The 17,912-nt window shown below is 72.1% G+C and carries 13 protein-coding genes; 8 read left to right on the top strand and 5 right to left on the bottom strand.

Annotated features, from left to right (window positions below; all coding sequences use genetic code 11):
- Positions 1-646: 646 nt before the first annotated feature.
- On the bottom strand, positions 647-2,149 hold the full coding sequence (locus tag UO65_RS01445) for a hypothetical protein (protein WP_035277925.1): 1,503 nt from the start codon (positions 2,147-2,149) through the stop codon (positions 647-649).
- A gap of 1,413 nt (positions 2,150-3,562) precedes the next feature.
- On the opposite strand from UO65_RS01445, the gene UO65_RS01440 reads away from it, so the two are divergent.
- Together UO65_RS01440 and UO65_RS01435 are read left to right on the top strand one after the other, a co-directional pair.
- Positions 3,563-4,126, top strand: coding sequence for a hypothetical protein (locus tag UO65_RS01440; RefSeq protein ID WP_035277924.1), 564 nt, complete (start codon positions 3,563-3,565; stop codon positions 4,124-4,126).
- 158 nt (positions 4,127-4,284) lie between these two features.
- The gene (locus tag UO65_RS01435; protein WP_035277923.1) at positions 4,285-9,270 is read left to right on the top strand and encodes an NAD-glutamate dehydrogenase; all 4,986 of its coding nucleotides are present in this window, start codon (positions 4,285-4,287) and stop codon (positions 9,268-9,270) included.
- Positions 9,271-9,479: 209 nt separating this feature from the next.
- Here UO65_RS01435 and UO65_RS01430 read toward each other — a convergent pair whose 3' ends face one another.
- A complete protein-coding gene (locus UO65_RS01430; protein ID WP_035277921.1) occupies positions 9,480-10,349 on the bottom strand; it encodes a helix-turn-helix domain-containing protein in 870 nt (289 codons plus the stop codon).
- 240 nt (positions 10,350-10,589) lie between these two features.
- Between UO65_RS01430 and UO65_RS01425 the strand changes: the two genes are divergently transcribed.
- From UO65_RS01425 to UO65_RS01405, 5 genes are all read left to right on the top strand, one after another.
- Positions 10,590-11,309, top strand: coding sequence for a PP2C family protein-serine/threonine phosphatase (locus tag UO65_RS01425; RefSeq protein ID WP_052020419.1), 720 nt, complete (start codon positions 10,590-10,592; stop codon positions 11,307-11,309).
- Positions 11,310-11,539: 230 nt separating this feature from the next.
- A complete protein-coding gene (locus UO65_RS01420) occupies positions 11,540-12,358 on the top strand; it encodes a hypothetical protein (protein WP_152551923.1) in 819 nt (272 codons plus the stop codon).
- Between the two features lie 79 nt (positions 12,359-12,437).
- Positions 12,438-12,842 (top strand): acyl-CoA thioesterase, encoded by a 405-nt coding sequence (locus UO65_RS01415; RefSeq protein WP_052020417.1) that lies wholly within the window; start codon positions 12,438-12,440, stop codon positions 12,840-12,842.
- Positions 12,835-13,467: a hypothetical protein gene (locus UO65_RS01410; protein ID WP_035277917.1), complete on the top strand. Its 633-nt coding sequence runs from the start codon at positions 12,835-12,837 to the stop codon at positions 13,465-13,467. Before UO65_RS01415 ends, UO65_RS01410 begins: the two co-directional genes overlap by 8 nt.
- Before the next feature lie 71 nt (positions 13,468-13,538).
- Positions 13,539-13,757, top strand: a complete 219-nt coding sequence (locus UO65_RS01405) for a hypothetical protein (RefSeq protein ID WP_035277916.1) — start codon at positions 13,539-13,541, stop codon at positions 13,755-13,757.
- 96 nt (positions 13,758-13,853) lie between these two features.
- On the opposite strand, the gene UO65_RS01400 is transcribed toward UO65_RS01405, so the two are convergent.
- The 3 genes from UO65_RS01400 to UO65_RS01390 form a co-directional block, all read right to left on the bottom strand.
- Positions 13,854-15,431 carry a glycoside hydrolase family 13 protein gene (locus UO65_RS01400; RefSeq protein WP_035277915.1) on the bottom strand — a complete coding sequence of 526 codons (1,578 nt, stop codon included), beginning with the start codon at positions 15,429-15,431 and terminating at the stop codon, positions 13,854-13,856.
- A gap of 93 nt (positions 15,432-15,524) precedes the next feature.
- Positions 15,525-15,908 carry a globin gene (locus tag UO65_RS01395; protein WP_035277914.1) on the bottom strand — a complete coding sequence of 128 codons (384 nt, stop codon included), beginning with the start codon at positions 15,906-15,908 and terminating at the stop codon, positions 15,525-15,527.
- Between the two features lie 25 nt (positions 15,909-15,933).
- Complete coding sequence (locus UO65_RS01390; RefSeq protein ID WP_200873271.1) at positions 15,934-16,914, bottom strand: mechanosensitive ion channel family protein; 981 nt, start codon at positions 16,912-16,914, stop codon at positions 15,934-15,936.
- A gap of 262 nt (positions 16,915-17,176) precedes the next feature.
- Between UO65_RS01390 and UO65_RS01385 the strand changes: the two genes are divergently transcribed.
- A complete protein-coding gene (locus tag UO65_RS01385; RefSeq protein WP_374201882.1) occupies positions 17,177-17,743 on the top strand; it encodes an HNH endonuclease in 567 nt (188 codons plus the stop codon).
- Positions 17,744-17,912 lie beyond the last annotated feature (169 nt).

The following is a 17,912-nucleotide window of genomic DNA, read 5'->3' as shown; positions in this document are numbered from 1 at the left end:
CGGCACCCCCACCCCCGCCGAAAACGTCCACTTCGGACCAGACAACCTCGACCCCGCCACCGGCCCGCCCCCGGGGTCCACTGCCGCGCAACCCACCACCACAGACCCCGGTGACTTCGCAGTCTCGTGGTCCAGCACCACCGGACCCGCGCCCGCCTCCACCACCGCCCGATCCAGCGCCACCGAGCCCGAGGCCCCGCCCGCCCTGTGGTCCGGTGTCGATGATTCGCCATCGGGTCCGACCGCTGCTCGACCGGGCGCCACCGAGTCCGCAGTTCCACCCGCGTCGTGGTCCGGTGTAGGTGATTCGCCATCGGGTTCGACCACCGTTCGGCCGGGCGGCGCCGAGCCCGAAGACTTCGCCGCATCGTGGTCCGGTGCCGGTTCGCCTGCGCCAGAGCCCACTGCGCCGACTCCCAGCGCACCAGGTCTTGTTGCCCCAGGTTCTGCTTCGACCGGGCCTGCCGAGGCCGAGCGGTCCGGTCGAGGCGAGGCAACCGATGGGAGCGGCGCCACCGGCGGTCACACCGCTGATCCCTTTGCGGTGCAGGGACACCCGCCTGATTGGTCCGTGCACCGCATCCCGCCCCCCGGCACACTCGGCAGACGAGCTTCCCGCCGGGCGAGCCAGGAGATCCGCAGGCCCTCACCCGCCGATCTGGCCGCCCCCAGCATCGGCTCCGACGTCGCCGCCGTGCTGTCGCGCTCCGGCCTCACCGGCAACCCCCCCAGCGGCGGCAGGCGCCGAGCCGAAGACCTCCCCTTCGGCGGCGAGGACCCGACTGCCCTCCCACCGGAAATCCCCACCTCCAACCCAACCCCCTCCCGCCGCAACGCCGCAGCGACCCACCACCGACCCACCACCGACCGCCACGAAACCAGCACCACCCCACGCCACGGCGCCGACCCCACCCCACCCGACCCCGCAGGCGCCCGGCACGAGGCCGACCCCACCCAGCACGGCGTGACCGCGCAACACGGCGCCACCCTCGCGAACACCACCAGCACCCGCCGCGAGACCGACGCCACCCAACCCGCCACGACCACCCAGCCCGGTGTTGCCGCGCAGCACGGCACCGCTGGCGCCCGACACAACACCGGCCCCACTCAGCACGGCGCCAACACCGCCAGCGCTCGACATGAAACCGGTGCCAGCCAACACGATGCCACCGCTGGTGCCCGACACACCACTGGTACCGCCCAGCACCATGCCGCTACCGCCGATGCCCGACCCGACACTGGCGCCGCCCAGCACGCCGTTGGTGCAGCGCAGCACAGTGCCGCCACTGCCGACACCAGCGGCGCCCGGCACGAGGCCAGTGTCGCTCAGCAGGGTGCTGCCGCCCAGCATGGTGCTGCTGGCGCCGCTCGGCACGAGGCGGGTATCGCCCAGCAGGGTGTTGCCGCCCAGCACGGCGCTGCTGGCGCTGATGCTGGCGCCGCTCGGCACGAGGCGGGTATCGCTCAGTATGGCGTTGCTGGGCAGCACAGTGTTCCCGCCCAGCAAGGCGCTGGCGCTGATGCTGGCGGCGCTCGACACGGGGCGGGTGTCGCCCAGCCCGGCGCCGGTGCCGAGCACGCCGGCGGTGCCGCCCAGCACGGTGTCGCGGCGCGCGATGGTGCCGCTGCCGACGCTGTCGGGGCTCGGCACGAGGCCGGTGCCGCCGACGGCACGGATGCGCAGGCCATCCTCCGCCGTTTCGACACTGCCGAGATCCGGCGGGTCGCGGGGCGTGGTTCCCGGGCCGACACCGGTGGACTCCGCCGCCGCGCGGAGAGCGGTGGGGGCGCCCGCCGCGCCGCCGACCGCACCGGCACCGACGGTGGTACCAACGACACCGACCGCCTCCGACGTCGCGCCCAAGCCGCCTCCGGGGAGACCGTCGACGCCCGCTCCGCCCTGCGCCGGTTCGACACCGCCGAACTCCGCCGCCGGGTGCAGCAGGTCAGCGGCAAGGTCGATCCCCAGACCCGCCGCGCCGACACCGCGGGAGTCCGCCGTCGCGGCCAGGACGCCGTCGCCAGCCCGAACAGCGATCCGGCGGTCGGCGGTCCCCTCGACGTCCAGTCCGTGCTCCGCAAGTTCGACAGCGGAGAGGTCCGCCTCGGCGGCACCCGCCGCGCGGGTGCTCCCGAACCCGACACCCACACCACCGAGTCCGTCGCGAGCCCCACCACCCCCACCGCCACCGAGTCCGCCGCGGGCACCGCCGTCACCGAGTCCGCCACGGGCCTCACCACCCCCGCCGCCACTGAGTTCGCCGCAGGCACCACCACCCCAGCCGCCGAGTTCGCGGCGAACCCCGACCTTCTTGCCGCCGACGGCACCTCCGCAGGCCTCGCCAACGTGCGGTCCCCTGCCGGATCGACCACCCCCGCATCGGGTACCACTCCGACAGGTCCCACCACTGCTCATCTCCCTCCCACGCCGGTCAACCCTGCGTCGGACACCACTCCGACAGGCCCCATCGCCCCGGAATCCCCCGCTGAGTCGGCTGTTCCTCCACCAGACGTCACCCCAGCAGGCTCGGTGGCCACGCAGTCTCCCGCTGAGTCAGCGGCTCCTGCGCCGCACACCACACCGATGGGACCGGTTGACGTCCAGTCGTTGCTGCGTGACTTCCCCGTCGGGGAGGTTCGCTTCGGCGGCACCCGCCACGCGAGCGCCGCCGACATCGACACCGGTTCCGCCGAAGCAGCCATCCCCCCACCGGCAGGCGCCGACGCCCTCACCAAGCACTGGGACTCCCTACCCCCGGACACCGAGGCAGGCATCTCCGCCACCGCACCGGACAGGTCCAGCGCTGCCCAGTCCAGCGCTACCCAGTCCGATGAGCCCAGCGCCGCCCGTTTGGTCCTCAACCGCTTCGGTGTGATCCCCGCCCGCCGCAGCCGTCGCCGGGCACAGGACGAAGCACCCGCCGCCCCGCCCGAGGCCACCATCCCCAGCCCGCCCGAACCTGATGAGATCCCCTCCCCGGACCCGCGTCCCGCCGCACCCGAGGTCGAACCGCCCCCGGGCCACGACGAACCCATCGGCGACTCCCGCACCGACCCCGGCGCGGACCCGGATGCCACCCCCCGCACCACCCCCGGATCGGACACCGGATCAACTGCTGGGTCCAACTCCGGTTCGGACATCGGGCCAACTTCTCAGTCCAACTCCGGTTCGGGCGCTGGAACAGGTTTCCGGCCCAGCCCCGAATCGGACACCAGGTCAGGTTTCCGGCCCAGCCTCGAAACGGGCGCCGGGTCAGGTTTCGAGACCACCTCCGGTTCGGGCGTCGAGTCAGGTTTCCGGACCATCCCTGGATCGGATGCCGCACCGGCCTTCCGGGCAACCTCCGGCTCGGATTCCACACCGGCTGCCCCGACTCCTCTCGGCTCCGATGCCGCGTCCACCTCCCGGAACGGGCCTGACTCCAATCGTGCGTCCGCCTCCCCGGTCGTTCCCGGCTTGGACCCACTCTCCGCCGCGTATGCCACCACTGGAACCGATCGCGCGACCACCTCCCAGGCTGCTCCGGGCACCGAAGCCGAGCGCGACCCCGGCGTTGACGCCGTGGCGGGCTCCTCGGCCGATTCGACGGCAGGTGCACAGCCCACTCTCGAATCCCCGGCCGCCCTCGAACCGCAGGCCGATCCCGAGTCCCCGGCGATCCCCGACAACGTCGCCAGCCTCGCTGACCGCCGTGCCATCGACTTCTCCGCCCGGCTTCGCGGTCTCCCGCGTCCCGCCGAGGCCACCCCCGCCGATTCCCTCGGGCCCCTGCACGGCCCCGAGGTCCGCCCCCCGGACCTGCCACCCCGCCGGGGCGGTAGGCGCGAGCGCACCGCCTCCAGCGGCCTCGCCGACCTCCTCGCCGAGGCGATGGTCGCCTTCCAGGCCACCCGGCCCGAGGGTGACCGCAACAGGTCCGCCTGGGCGGATGACGCTCGGGCCGCCGATCCCGAGCACACCGACCCGACCCCGGCCGAATCCGCCCGACCCGAGCGCGACACCGGCCGTGGAGTCGGCCGGAGCGCCGACACCGACGCCGGTACCGGCCGAAAGGCCGACGCCGGTGATGATCACGGCAGGCACCGCTCCTCGGAGTGGGCCCCGGCCGACTTCGACAGCGGATGACCGAAATCCGCCGCATGCAGGCGACCTGCAACGGAAACCCGCTCGACAACCCCGCGACTCCGGTGATTCGCCGGAAGATCGGGGCATCAGGCGTAACATCACGCGCGAGCCGTAGGTGGCACACCGGCGTGCCACCACCGATGTGGAGCTGAAAAACCATGACCTCGACTGGTTACTCGACCCGCCTCGACAGAGCCGTCAGCGCTGACGGCCCGGAGTCGACGGGGCGACCGGTCACCATCAGCAGCCCCGAGCAGAACCGCGACGACCTCATCGAGCGCGCGGCAGGGCAGGCACCCGACATCGCCGACCTGATCCGCCTCTACTACCGCTACATCCCACCGGAGGAGGTCGTCGGGGACGACCCGGTGGACCTCGTCGGTGCCGTGCGATCGCACGCGGACCTGGCCGAGCGCCGGGTTCCCGGGCGGCCCTCCGTGCGGCTGCTCAACCCCAACTCCGGTGCCGACGGGTGGACCTCGAACGGCACCGTCGTGCAGTTGGTGACCGACGACATGCCCTACCTCGTCGAGTCCGTGTCCGCGGAACTGGTGCGCTGCGGTGTGCAGGTGCAGCGGGTCGTGCACCCGATCGTCGTGGTCCGCCGCGATGTGGCGGGGGCGCTGCGCGAGGTGCTGCCCACCGCCGACCCGATCCAGCCGCCGGACGACGCCTTCGCCGAGAGTTGGATGTACATCGAGGTCATCGACCTGGTGACCGACGGCGGCCGGGCGCGGGAGATCGAGAACGGCCTGCTGACCGTGCTCAACGACGTCCGCGAGGTCGTCGAGGACACCGACCGGATGGCCGGGACCGCCCGGGCGCTGGCCGACGAGCTGGAGAACACCCCGCCGCCGCTGGAGGACAGCGAGGAGATCGCCGACGGCGCCGCGCTGCTGCGCTGGTTGGCCGACGGCCACTTCACCTTCCTCGGTTACCGCCGCAACGACCTGGTGCACCCCGACGGCGAGGGGGAGCCCGCCCTGCGCGCCGTGCTGGCCAGCGGTCTCGGCGTGCTCCGCCAGGACAGCCTCGCCGCGCGCAGCCTCACCGCGGGCCCGGACGCCGTGGCGCACGCGCTGGCGCCGAAGCTGCTGGTGCTCACCGAGGCCAGCGCACCGTCCACAGTGCACCGGTCGACCTACCCGTACTACGTCGGCGTCAAGATCTTCAACGAGCGGGGCGAGGTCACCGGCGAGCACCGCTTCCTCGGTGTGTTCACCACGACCGCCCTGCACGAGGACGTCCTCGACATCCCCGTGGTGGCGCGCCGGGTGCGCAACGTGATCCACCAGGCGGGCTTCCCGATGGAGTCCTACTCCGGGCAGCGCATGCTGGAGGTCATCCAGAACTGGCCGCGCGCCGAGCTGTTCTCCACCAGCACCGACGCCCTCTACGCCACCGCCACCGGTGTCATCGCGCTGGCCGACCGCCGCAGGCTGCGCCTGTTCCTGCGCCGCGACGCCTACAACCGGTTCTTCTCCTGCCTGGTGTTCCTGCCGCGCGACCGCTACACGACCACCTCGCGCATCGCCATGCAGGAGGTCCTGCTCGACGAGTTGGCAGGCACGAACCTGGAGTTCAGCACCCGCGTCGGCGAGACCCCGCTGGCGCAGGTGTACTTCATCGTCCACACCGACCCCGGTCGCGCGGTGGAACCCGACGTCACCCGCATCCAGGAGCGGCTGACCGAGGCCGTCCGCGGCTGGGACGACCTGATGGTCGAGGCGCTGCTCGGTGAGCAGCGCAGCCGGGTCGACAGCGGCGGGGCGGTCGGCGCCGAATCGGCCACCGAACAGGGCCAGCGCTACGCCGCGATCTTCCCTGAGGCCTACAAGGAGGACTTCAGCGCCGCTGTCGCCCTCGCCGACCTCCGCGAGCTGCAGGACCTCAAGTCCGACACCGACCTGCGGATGTCCTTCTACGTCCCGGAGAACCCGGAGCCGGGGGAGCGGCGGTTCAAGCTCTACCTCTCCGGCAAGGGCGTCACCCTCTCCCACGTGCTGCCCATGTTGCAGCGCATGGGGGTCACCGTCGTCGACGAACGCCCGTACGAGCTGCGCAACGACGGCGGAAGCCCGTGGTGGATCTACGACTTCGGCCTGCGCATCGACCCGGTGGTGCTCGAGGCGCGCGGCGAAGAGGACATCGACCAGCTCAAGGACGACTTCCAGAACGCCTTTGCCGCCATGTGGCGCGGTGACGCCGAGGCCGACAAGTTCAACGCCCTGGTGCTGCGCGCCGGTCTGACCTGGCGGCAGGCCTCGGTGCTGCGCGCCTATTCGCGCTACCTGCGCCAGGCGGGCACCCCGCACAGCCAGACCTACATCGCCGACGCCGTCCTCGCCCACACCAACGTGGCGACCGCGCTGGTGCGGCTGTTCGAGACCTCGTTCGACCCGGCGCTGTCCGAGCAGTCCCGCCTCGGCAGCGCCGCCACCCAGGCCACCGAGATCACCGCGATGATCGACGAGGTCACCAGCCTCGACGAGGACCGCATCCTGCGCAGCCTGCTCACGGTCATCCGGGCGACCCTGCGCACCAACTACCACGTGCGCGACGAGAACGGTGATCCCCGCCCGTACCTGGCGGTCAAGCTCGAGCCGCGGGCGATCCCGGAGCTGCCGGAACCGCGGCCGCGGTTCGAAATCTTCGTCTGCTCGCCCCGCGTCGAGGGCGTGCACCTGCGCTTCGGTGCGGTCGCGCGCGGCGGGCTGCGCTGGTCGGACCGCCGGGAGGACTTCCGCACGGAGGTGCTCGGCCTGGTCAAGGCGCAGGCGGTGAAGAACGCGGTCATCGTGCCGGTCGGCGCGAAGGGCGGGTTCGTCGTCAAGCGCCCGATCACCCCCACCGGTGACCCGAGCCTGGACCGCGAGTCCTTCATGGCCGAGGGCATCGCCTGCTACCGGATGTTCATCTCCGGCCTGCTCGACCTGACCGACAACCTGCACCAGGGCGAGACGATCCCGGCGCCGGACGTGGTCCGCTACGACAGCGACGACACCTACCTGGTGGTCGCCGCCGACAAGGGCACCGCGACCTTCTCCGACATCGCCAACGAGGTCGCGGCGTCCTACGGCTTCTGGCTGGGCGACGCGTTCGCCAGCGGCGGTTCCGTCGGCTACGACCACAAGGCCATGGGCATCACCGCCAAGGGCGCGTGGGAGGCGGTCAAGCGCCACTTCCGCGAGCTGGGGATCAACACCCAGAGCGAGCCGTTCACCGTGGTCGGCGTGGGCGACATGTCCGGTGACGTCTTCGGCAACGGGATGCTGCTCTCGGAGCACATCCGCCTGGTCGCGGCCTTCGACCACCGGCACATCTTCATCGACCCCGAGCCGAGCACGGCCGAGGCCTTCGCCGAGCGCAAGCGCTTGTTCGAGCTGCCGCGGTCGTCCTGGGACGACTACGACCGGGCGCTGATCAGCGAGGGCGGCGGTGTCTGGCCGCGGTCGCTCAAGTCGATCCCAGTCAGCCCGCGGGCGGCCAGGGCGCTGGGCCTGCCCGAGGACGTCGGCAAGCTCTCGCCGCAGGAACTGATGAAGGCCGTGCTGCTGGCCGAGGTCGACCTGCTGTGGAACGGCGGCATCGGCACCTATGTCAAGGCCAGCACGGAGTCGCACACCGACGTGGGCGACAAGGCCAACGACGCGCTGCGCGTCGACGGGGCCGCGCTGCGGGTCAAGGTGGTCGGCGAGGGCGGTAACCTGGGCCTGACCCAGCGCGGCCGGATCGAGTTCGCCGCCCGCGGCGGGAAGATCAACACCGACGCGCTGGACAACTCCGCGGGGGTGGACTGCTCCGACCACGAGGTCAACATCAAGATCCTGCTCGACCACCTGGTCCGCGACGGCGCCCTGGGCCGCGAGCAGCGCGATGCGTTGCTCGCCGAGATGACCGACGAGGTCGGCCAGCTCGTCCTCGCCGACAACTACCGGCAGAACGCCGTGCTCGGCGCGGGCCGGGCGCACGCCGCCGCGATGGTGCCGGTGCACGCGCGGCTGGTGGACGCCCTGGAGCGCGACACGGGCCTCGACCGCCGCCTGGAGGCGCTGCCGACCCGCGAGCGGTTCCGGGCCATGGACAAGGCTGGGGAGGGGCTGACCTCGCCCGAGCTGGCCACCCTGATGGCGCACGTGAAGCTGGCGCTCAAGGAGCAGGTGCTCACCTCGGACCTGCCCGAGCAGGACGTGTTCGCCCGCAGGCTGCCGGACTACTTCCCGTCGCAGCTGCGCGAGCGGTTCGGCCCGGCCATCGGAGCGCACCCGCTGCACCGGCAGATCATCACGACGCTGCTGGTCAACGAGGTCGTCGACGGCGCGGGCGTGACGTACGCGTTCCGCCTGGCCGAGGAGCTCAACGCCAGCGCCACCGACGTGGTGCGCGCGTTCGCGGCGGTGACCAGGATCTTCGACCTCCCGGCCATCTGGCGCGAGATCGACGCGCTGGACAACGTGGTCCCGACCGACGTCGCCGACGGCATGGTGCTGGAGACCCGCCGGGTGCTCGACCGCGCGGCCCGGTGGCTGCTGTCGAACCGCCCGCAGCCACTGGCGGTGGGGGCGGAGATCACCCGCTTCCGCGAGTCCGTGCAGTCGCTGCTCGCCGAGGTCCCGGGGCTGCTGCGGGGCCAGGCGCGCGTGGAAGCCGAGGCCGATGCCCAGCGCATGGTCGCCGCCGGTGTCCCCGCCGACCTGGCCCGCCGGGTGGCGACGCTGCTCGACGCCTACGCCCTGCTGGACGTGACGGAAGCCGCCGAGCTGTCCGAACAGGACGGTGGGGTGGACGCGGAGCGCAGTGGGCTGGAGACGGCGGAGTTGTACTACGCGCTGTCGGACCACCTCGACTTCGACGTGCTGCTGACATCGATCAGCGCGCTGGAGCGCGGGAACCGCTGGCACGCGCTGGCCCGGTTGGCACTGCGCGACGACCTGTACGGGTCGTTGCGGGCGATCACGCTGGACGTGCTCGCCCAAGCCGACCCGGGGGTGCCAGCGGCGGAGAAGATCACCGTGTGGGAACAGGCCAACGCCTCGCGGCTGGCCCGGTCCCGGGTGGCCCTGGAGGAGATCCGGGCGTCGGGCAGGCTCGACCTCGCCACCCTGTCGGTGGCGGCCCGGCAGTTGCGCAGCATGGTCCGCTGAGCCGGACGGGCTCCCGGGCGCCGTGTCCGGGAGCCCGCCCAGCGGGTGGGCCCTCGGCGCCCACCGGGCACGCGGCGACCGCGGTCCTGCCGAAGCGGAGGCGGCCGGTCGTCGGGCTCTCAGAGTTCCGACACCGGTCTCCCCGAGCGTGGTCCGCGATTCCGCCCGGGCGTTCCCGTCACCGAGGCCGTTCCCGCGCCCGTCCACCGTCAGCTCCCGGTCTTCTCGAGTTCGGCGCGCACGAGGCGGACCGTTTCTTCTTCCGAGACAGCGAGTTCGCGCACAGCGCCGAACAGGGTGGTGAACGACGAGACGTCCGGCTCGCGCTCCACGGTCTTGCCGCCCGTCGGGTACTCCAGGTAGACCGAGTACGGGTTCTCCGCGTCGTTGTCGAACTCCAGGATGACCAGTGGTCCGTTCATCGGGCCGAACGCGCCCGCGCGGAACGGGACGACCTGGAAGGTCACGTTCTCCAGTTCCACCATCGCCAGCAGGTGCTCGAACTGCTCCGCCATCACCTCCGGGCCGCCCACCCGGAGGTGCAGCGCGGCTTCGCTGACGAGCGCGTGCAGTCGGAGCGGGTCTTCCCTGAGCAGGAGCCGTTGCCGAGCCGCGCGTTCCTCGCCCGCGCGCTCACTCCACGCGCTGTCGTGCCCGCCGAGCAGCCGGGAGGCCTCGGCGACCGCCCTGGCGTAGTCGGCGGTCTGGAGCAGGCCGGGCAGGGTGGTGTAGTCGATCGTCAGTTCGGCCAGCGCCTGCGTCTCGTCGCGGCGGAACGCCACGTACTCCGGTGGGAAGTCGGTGGCGTGCTCGATGCGCACGGTGCTCTGCTTGGCGTGCGTCCACAGCAGCAGGGCCTCGAAGCGCTCCTCCGTGTTGGCTCCGAGGGCGCCCAGGATCGCGATGAACAGGTGCTTGTTCGGCACCTGCAACCCGTTCTCCATCCGGGAGATGGTCGCCCGGGAGGTCTCCACCGAGTCGGCCAGGGCCTCCGGGAGCATGGCGGGCTCGTGGCGCTTGCGGATCGACTCCATGAAGCGCCCGAGCTGGCGCTTGCGGCGGGTCGTGTCTGACGGCATGCCTCCACGGTATAGCCGAACAGTGCGCAGCGCATTCACTCTTTCGTGCGTTGCGCGGCGCACTGTGCGCCGATAGCTTGGTTGTACGAGGCGTTCAGCGCTTCGAGGCGAGGTTCGGCACGGCGGACCTCGTCCGGTTGATCAAGCCGGTTGATCAAGGGGGTCGGGTCGGATGGGCAAACGGTCTCGGGGAGAGCCCTCCCCCTGTCGGGCACACCGCCGCGCCGGCACGGTGGACCCATGCAGATGCGTTTCATGGCGGCCGCCTTCACCGCGCTGGGTGGGCGGGAAACCAACCAGGACTCCGCGCACGCCGATCCCCGCCTCCTGGTCGTCGCCGACGGCGTCGGCGGAGCCCCGGCGGGCGAGGTCGCCTCGGCCGTCGCCGTGCGGGCCGTGGTCGACGCCGGACCGGACACCGACCCGGCCCTGCTGGCCGAACGGGCCAACTCGGCCGTCGTCGCGCACGCCGAGGCCGACCCGGCCACCGCGGGCATGGCCACCACCGTCGACATCGCCGCCCTGGTGCCCGGACCGGCTGGGTGGGAGGTGCGCGGCGCCCACGTCGGCGACAGCTTCACCCTCGTGCAGACCGACCGGGTCACCCGCCTGGGTCGCGCGCACACCCTCGCCGAGGAGCTGGTGGCGGGCGGCCACATCACCCCGGAGGAGGGTGCCCGCCACCCCAACCGCTCCGCCCTCATGCGCGCCGTCGGCATGGGGCCCACCGTCGAACCGGAGCTGTGGTCCCACCCCGCTGCGCCGGGCACCCGCTACCTGCTCAGCAGCGACGGTCTCTTCGACGCCCTGGGCATGGAGGCCGTCGTCACCCTGCTCGACTCCCTCCGCCCCTCCCCGCCGGCGGACGTCGCCCGGATGCTCGTCGAATCCGCCTGCGCCGCGGGTGCCCGCGACAACGTCACCGTCGTCGTCGCCGAGGTCACCCCGTGGCAGGGTTGACCACCGAGCACCCCGCGGCAGACTCGAACGGCGAGTCGACGGCGGACTCGACCGGCGAGTCCACGGTGGAACCGACCGGCAGGTCGACGGCAGATCCAACAGGGGGGCGGGTGGTGGCTTCGGCTGGCGACCAGATGGCCGTTCGGGCCTGCCGCCAGATGGCGGGCACGGTTGGCGACCAAACGGCGGGACGGATGGACGGCCGGATGGCGGATTCGGCTGCCGATCTGATGGCAGATCCGGTTGGCGCCCCGATGGTGGACTCGATCAGCGGGTCGGCATCGGGCCCGACCGGAGATTCCGCGGCGGAGCTGACCGTGGACTTCCACGCCCGCCCCGAGCGCACCTTGACCGCCGCCGATCGCCTCTCGCTCGACCGCGACTTCCTCAGTGGTGGGGCCGATGAACGCCTCTCCCGCACCCCGAGTGCTCCTGCGCTGCGCCACATGGGTGGACAGTGGTGGTTGGTCAACGGCCAGGACAACGCCGCTCCGGTGGTCGTCTACGCCACGACGGAGGGTCGCCGCTTCACCGTCGGCGAGCGCTGCGCCTTCCCGCTGCCGGATGGGGAGTCCGAGGTCACCGTCGGAGGCCACCGGGTCCGCGTTCTCGTCTCCACTCCGCCGACGGCGTCCGCGGAGGTCCCTGAGGCGATCACCGGGCCCGAGACCAGCATCGGCCTGTCGGGCGCCGCCGTGCGCGTCCAACTCCTCTTCGGCCGCAAACCCCGCCACCGGGCCGTCCTCGCCGCCCACTACCGCGAGTACTTCACCCCCGGTGTCGAGTCGCCGAAACCGTTGGAGCGGAGGCAGACTCGCCTCTGCATGGGCCTCACCTCCCACACGGCGCTGGAGCGCGCCCTGAACGAGGTGGTCACCGAGATCTGGGGTGAGCCCGTGGGGCACCGCCACGAGCTCCCGGATTACCTGATCCGCGAACGCCTCCTGGTCGCCGCTGACCAAGACCTGGTTCCGCACCGCTTCTGTCGCCACACCGCCGGACCCCCGCGCCTTCCCCCGGTTGCCCACGGGGGCGGTCCGCGCCGCTAGGGTTCGGGGGGTTTGGGTGACGTGCGGGAGGTCGCGGGTGGGTGCGTTTGTGGCTGAGGTGCGGCCGCGGTGGTCGGACATGGACATGTACGGGCACGTGAACCACGCCCGGACCGTCACGCTCCTCGAAGAGGCCCGCGGCGACATGCTGTTCAGGGAGGCTGCCGCCTACGGGACCGAGGACCTGGCCAAGGGACTGGTCGTCGCGCGGCTGGACGTGCAGTACAAGGCCCCGCTGTTCGCCTTCGGCACCACGCTGCGGGTGGAGATCTCGGTGCGGGAGATCCGGTCGGCGTACTTCGTGCTCGACTACCGGGTGCGCAGTGGTCCCACCGAGGACGACCCGGTGGCGGTGACCGCCTCGACGACGCTGGCGCCGTTCGACTTCGTGGCGCAGAAGCCGCGGCGGATCAGCCAGGGGGAGCGCGAGTTCCTCAGCACCTGGCACAACACCGTGCCCGAGGACGGGAACAACAGTGCCTGAGCTGGTTTTCGCCGACCCCGACGAGCGGTCCGACCTGGGTGCCTTCGTGGCCAGGGCGGTGCGGCTGGACCAGCAGGCCGTCGTGCGGCTCAAGGCGCGCGAGGGCGGGCTGGTCGACGCGTGGACCTCCACGCCGTTCGACGTGCTGGCGACCCGGTCGGCGCGGGCGACGCTGGAACCCGGCGACATGACCGTGTCCGGCAACGAGCTGCTGGCCACCCTGGCCGTCGTGCGCGGTGACCGGCTGGACCCGGGGCTCTCGCAGGACATGCTGTGGCGCTCGGCGCTGCCGCCCACCCGGCACTGGCAGCAGGTCGACCACCTGCCCGCCAGGCTGGTCAACGACCTCGCCGACAAGGGCATCGCCGTGGCCAGGGAGAACGTGGGGCCGCAGGGCACGCCGCCCGCCTCGCTGCTCGACCAGACGGTGCTGACGGTCAGCGGCGACGGCCTGGAAATCAAGGTGCCGCTGCGCTGCCTGTTCGCGCTCTCCGGCATGGGGTTCCTGACCGACGGCGAGGACGAGACCATCCGGGTCACCGCCACCGACTCGTGGCTGCGCCTCGACGCCCGCTACGGCGCGGTCGTGCGGCGCAGGCACGCCCTCCTGCCGCTGCTGGTCTGAGTTCTCCTGACCGAATCCTTACGGATCTGCGTGAGCGGAATCCCCGCCACCGCCTCGGACGTCTTACCGGTATGAGCGACGACCCCACCGCCGAGTGGCTGCACGAGACGACCCCCGGCGCCGACAGCTCGGAGTGGCGCCGTGACCGGCCGCCCGGTGAGCCGGAACCGGAAATCCGGATCGAGCGCTCCCGGGCCGAGCGCGCCAGGGAAGTCGCGGCGCAGGTCGCCCACCTCAGCGTTCCCGCGCTCCTGTTCGCGGCGGTCGCCACGGAGGGTTTCGGCGAGTGAGCGGCGCCCCGGCGACCGGTCGGACGAGCCAGGCCGGTGACCGGTCGGACGAGCCAGACCGCGGTCTCCGGTTGGACGAGCCAGGCCGGTGACCGGCTAGACGAGCCAGACCGCGGTCTCCGGTGGGAGTTCCTCGCCCGCCATCGGACCGCTGGCCAGCAGGATCTGCCCGGGCGGCAGCGGCACCGGGGCATCCGAGGTGTTCAGCGCGCAGATCAGACCGCCGCCCTTGCGGCGGAACGCGAAGCACCCCGGCGGCGCCCCGTACCACTCCAGCTCCGTGCCCGCGAACGCCTCCGTGGTCTTGCGGACCTCCAGCGCGTGCCGGTACAGCGACAGCATCGACGCCGGGTCCTCCAACTGCGACTCCACCGTGTACCCCGCCCACTCCGCGGGCACCGGCAGCCACGAGCGGTCACCGGTGGAGAAGCCGAAGGTGGGCGGCTCGCCCTCCCAGGGCAGCGGGACGCGGCAGCCGTCGCGGCCCCGGACCGTGCGGCCGCTGCGCTCCCAGATCGGGTCCTGCAGCGCCCAGTCCGGCAGGTCGGCGTTGGGCAGGCCCAATTCCTCGCCGTTGTAGAGGAACGTCACGCCCGGCAGGGCCAACTGCACCAGGGCCATCGCCCGGGCCCGGCGGGTGCCCGCCGCGCCGTCGCCGTAGCGGGTGACGTGGCGTTCGACGTCGTGGTTGGACAGCGTCCAGGTCGGGGGCGCCCCCGAGTCGGCCACCGCGGCCAGGGAGTTCTCCACCGTGTGGCGCACCGAGTCGGCGTCGAACCCGGTCAGCGCCAGCTTGAAGTTGAAGCCCAGGTGCAACTCGTCGGGGCGCACGTAGCGGGCGAAGCGCTCGTCGGTCTCCACCCAGATCTCCCCGACCGTCACCGTGTCCGGGTAGCGGTCGACGACCTGGCGGATCATCCGGTGGATGTCGTGCACGTCCTCGTTGTCGAACCGGGGGTCGGCCTCCGGGTGGGCGTGCGCGCCGGTCCGGACCGGGACCACCGCCGGGTCCAGGTCGGGCAGGCCCGCCGCCTTCGCCATGCCGTGCGCCACGTCGATGCGGAAGCCGTCGACGCCGCGGTCGAGCCAGAACCGCAGCGTCCGCACCAGGTCCGCGCGCACGTCGGAGTTGTCCCAGTTCAGGTCGGGCTGCTCCGGGGCGAACAGGTGCAGGTACCACTGGCCGTCCGGGGTGCGCGTCCACGCCGGGCCGCCGAAGACGCTGGTCCAGTTGTTCGGCGGTCGGGAGCCGTCGGGGCCCTGGCCGTCGCGGAAGTGGTAGCGGTCGCGCTCGGGGCCGCCGCGCAGCGCCGCCCGGAACCACGGGTGCTGGTCGCTGGTGTGGTTCGGGACCAGGTCGATGGTGACCCGGATGCCGTGGTCGTGCGCGTCGGACACCAGCCGGTCGAACGCTTCGAGGTCGCCGAAGAGCGGGTCCACGTCGCGCGGGTCCGCCACGTCGTAGCCGTGGTCGGCCATCGGTGAGGTGAAGAACGGGGTCAGCCACAGCGCGTCGACGCCGAGCAACTCCAGGTAACCGAGGCGGGACCGGATGCCCTCCAGGTCTCCCACCCCGTCGCCGTCGGAGTCGGCGAACGAGCGGACGTAGACCTGGTAGAAGACCGCGTCGCGCCACCACGGCGGCGCCGCGGCGTCGTCGGCGGTTGCTCCCACGGTCGACCATCCTGCCAGTCCTCGGCCCGGCGCACCGGGGAAACCGATCACTGCGGTTGCGCCCGGGGTGATTTGCCGCACTCGGTGAGCGGATCAGACCCAGCTGTTCATCATGCTGTTGGCGGCCATTTCCAGGTACTGCCAAAGCTGGGTCCGCTGCTGCTCGGGCAGCCGCTCCTCGTCCACCGCGATCCGCATGCAGCGCAGCCAGGCGTCGCGCTCGATCGGGCCGATGGTGAACGGGTTGTGCCGCATCCGCAGCCGGGGGTGCCCGCGCTGGTCGGAGTAGGTGTGCGGCCCGCCCCAGTACTGGATCAGGAACAGCCGCAGCCGCTCCTCGGCCGCCGCCAGCTCCGGTTCCGGGTACATCGGCCGCAGCACCTCGTCGCGTTCGACCTCGGCGTAGAACCGGGCCACGATCCTGGTGAAGGTCGCCTCGCCGCCGACGGCGTCGTAGAAGCTCTCGGGTGTGCCCACGGGGTCAATCCTCGCTCACCGGCGCTCAGGGCGTCTGGTTGGGGAACAGCCTGCCCATCGGCGGGGCGATGTCGGCGGCCTCCAGCTCGCGCAGCGCGCGGGCCCGCAGCGCCCGCTGCACCGCCCACTGCCTGCCCGGGCGCACCTTCACCGTCATCCGCAGGATCAGGCTCTCCGGGGTCACCTTCTCCACCCCGAGCACGACCGGCGGCTCGATGACGTCCTCGGACACGCCCTCCTCGCCGACGACCTCGCCCGCGACCCGCTCCAGCAGCTCGGTCACCTGGGCCACGTCGGCGCTGTAGCCGACCGGCAGGTCCACCACCGCCACCGCGAAGCCCTGGCTGGAGTTGCCCACCCGCAGGATCTCGCCGTTGCGCACGTACCAGACCGTCCCGTTGACGTCACGCAGCGTGGTCACCCGCAGGCCGACCGCCTCGATGGTGCCGCTGGCCTCACCGACGTCCACGACGTCACCGACGCCGTACTGGTCCTCCAGCATCATGAAGATCCCGGACAGGAAGTCCTTCACCAGGTTCTGCGCGCCGAAGCCCAGCGCCACCCCGACGATCCCGGCCGAGGCGATGATCGGTCCCAGGTTCAGCCCCAGCTCGCCGAGCGTCAGGATGAACGCCAACCCGTAGACGATGAACGTGACCAGCGACTTGAGCACCGAACCGATCGTCCTGGCCCGCTGCGCGCGGCGTTCGGAAATCAGGCTCCCGAAGGCGCCGGGCGCCCGTTCCTTGAGCGGTTTCAGGACGGTGGGCACCTTGCCGTCGCCCGCGGTGATGCGCTCGATCAGCCGCCGCAGCAGCAGCCGGATCACGACGGCCACGGCCACGATCAGCAGGATCTTCAGCGGCTTCGCCACCAGCCAGCTCGCCGAGGCCGCCAACCACTCGTTGTGGGTCAACCGCCACACCTCGGCGCACCAGGTGCCTTCCTCGGTGGTGCAGGTGGGGGCTTCCATGTCCAGGAACTGGGTCAGGGTCGTGGCGTTCATCGGCGCCGACGATAGCGACGACTCCGGGTGACGTCGAAGCCGGTGGTGTGCGCCTTCCGGGGGATGATCGCCGGACACGTGGGAGAACACACGTGCGCGAAGGGGCCGGTGTGTGGTCGACTTAGGCAGCACCGGTGGAGGTGGTCGAGTGCCAGAGCGACAACCGACCCGCCGCGGCGCGCCCCCAGGGCTCGCGCCGCGGCCGACGCTGTGCCCGCCGCAGGGCACTGCCGTCGAGTCCGCACGCGCCGCCCCGGCGGCCCTGACCCCGCTACCCACGCCCGTGGCGATGGCGCTGCCACCGCCCGCACCCACCTGGGGCAGGCGTCGCGTCCTGCTGCTCAACACCACTTTCGAGCCCCTCACCGCGCTGCCGCTGCGGCGCGCGGTGGTGCTCGTGGTCTGCGGCAAGGCGGAGGTCGTCCACGGTGACCCGACCGGCATGATCGTGCACTCGGCGACGGCCAGCGTGCAGGTCCCGTCAGTCATCCGGCTCAGCAGCTACGTCCGCGTCCCCTACCGGGGGCGGGTACCGCTGACCAGGGCGGGGTTGATGCACCGCGACCGCTACCGCTGTGCCTACTGCGGTGGTCGAGCGGAGACGATAGACCACGTGATCCCGCGCAGCCGCGGGGGGCAGCACACGTGGCAGAACTGCGTCGCGTGCTGCGCCAAGTGCAACCACCGCAAGGCGGACAAGCTGCTGGCTGACCTGGGCTGGCGGCTGCGGGTGGTCCCCACCGCGCCGCGCGGCCCGCACTGGCGGCTCTTGGCAGGCGTCACGGACGCCGACCCGCTCTGGCTGCCCTACCTCGGTGAGGCCGCCTGAAGTTCGGCCGGGTGGGCGGGAAGTGCTCAGGCAGAGGTGACCCGGGTGCCCGCGGTGACACGCGTGCCCCGGGTCACCCGCGTGCCCAGGTGCAGCGAGGTGACGCGGGTGCCGCGGTGGGCGGAGGTGACTCGGGTGCCGGGAGTGGTGGTGCCGCGCTCGGTGGCGG

The sequence above is a fragment of the Actinokineospora spheciospongiae genome, from assembly GCF_000564855.1.
GTDB lineage: Bacteria > Actinomycetota > Actinomycetes > Mycobacteriales > Pseudonocardiaceae > Actinokineospora > Actinokineospora spheciospongiae.
Note: the sequence above shows the minus strand (reverse complement) of the source record. Positions and strands in the feature narration are given on the sequence as shown.

Bases quoted from the DNA above. Each gene is read 5' to 3' on its own strand.
- UO65_RS01435 (WP_035277923.1), top strand. From the start codon at position 4,285: ATGACCTCGACTGGTTACTCGACCCGCCTCGACAGAGCCGTCAGCGCT.
- UO65_RS01430 (WP_035277921.1), bottom strand. From the start codon at position 10,349: ATGCCGTCAGACACGACCCGCCGCAAGCGCCAGCTCGGGCGCTTCATG.
- UO65_RS01425 (WP_052020419.1), top strand. From the start codon at position 10,590: ATGCAGATGCGTTTCATGGCGGCCGCCTTCACCGCGCTGGGTGGGCGG.
- UO65_RS01420 (WP_152551923.1), top strand. From the start codon at position 11,540: ATGGCAGATCCGGTTGGCGCCCCGATGGTGGACTCGATCAGCGGGTCG.
- UO65_RS01415 (WP_052020417.1), top strand. From the start codon at position 12,438: ATGGACATGTACGGGCACGTGAACCACGCCCGGACCGTCACGCTCCTC.
- UO65_RS01405 (WP_035277916.1), top strand. From the start codon at position 13,539: ATGAGCGACGACCCCACCGCCGAGTGGCTGCACGAGACGACCCCCGGC.
- UO65_RS01390 (WP_200873271.1), bottom strand. From the start codon at position 16,914: ATGAACGCCACGACCCTGACCCAGTTCCTGGACATGGAAGCCCCCACC.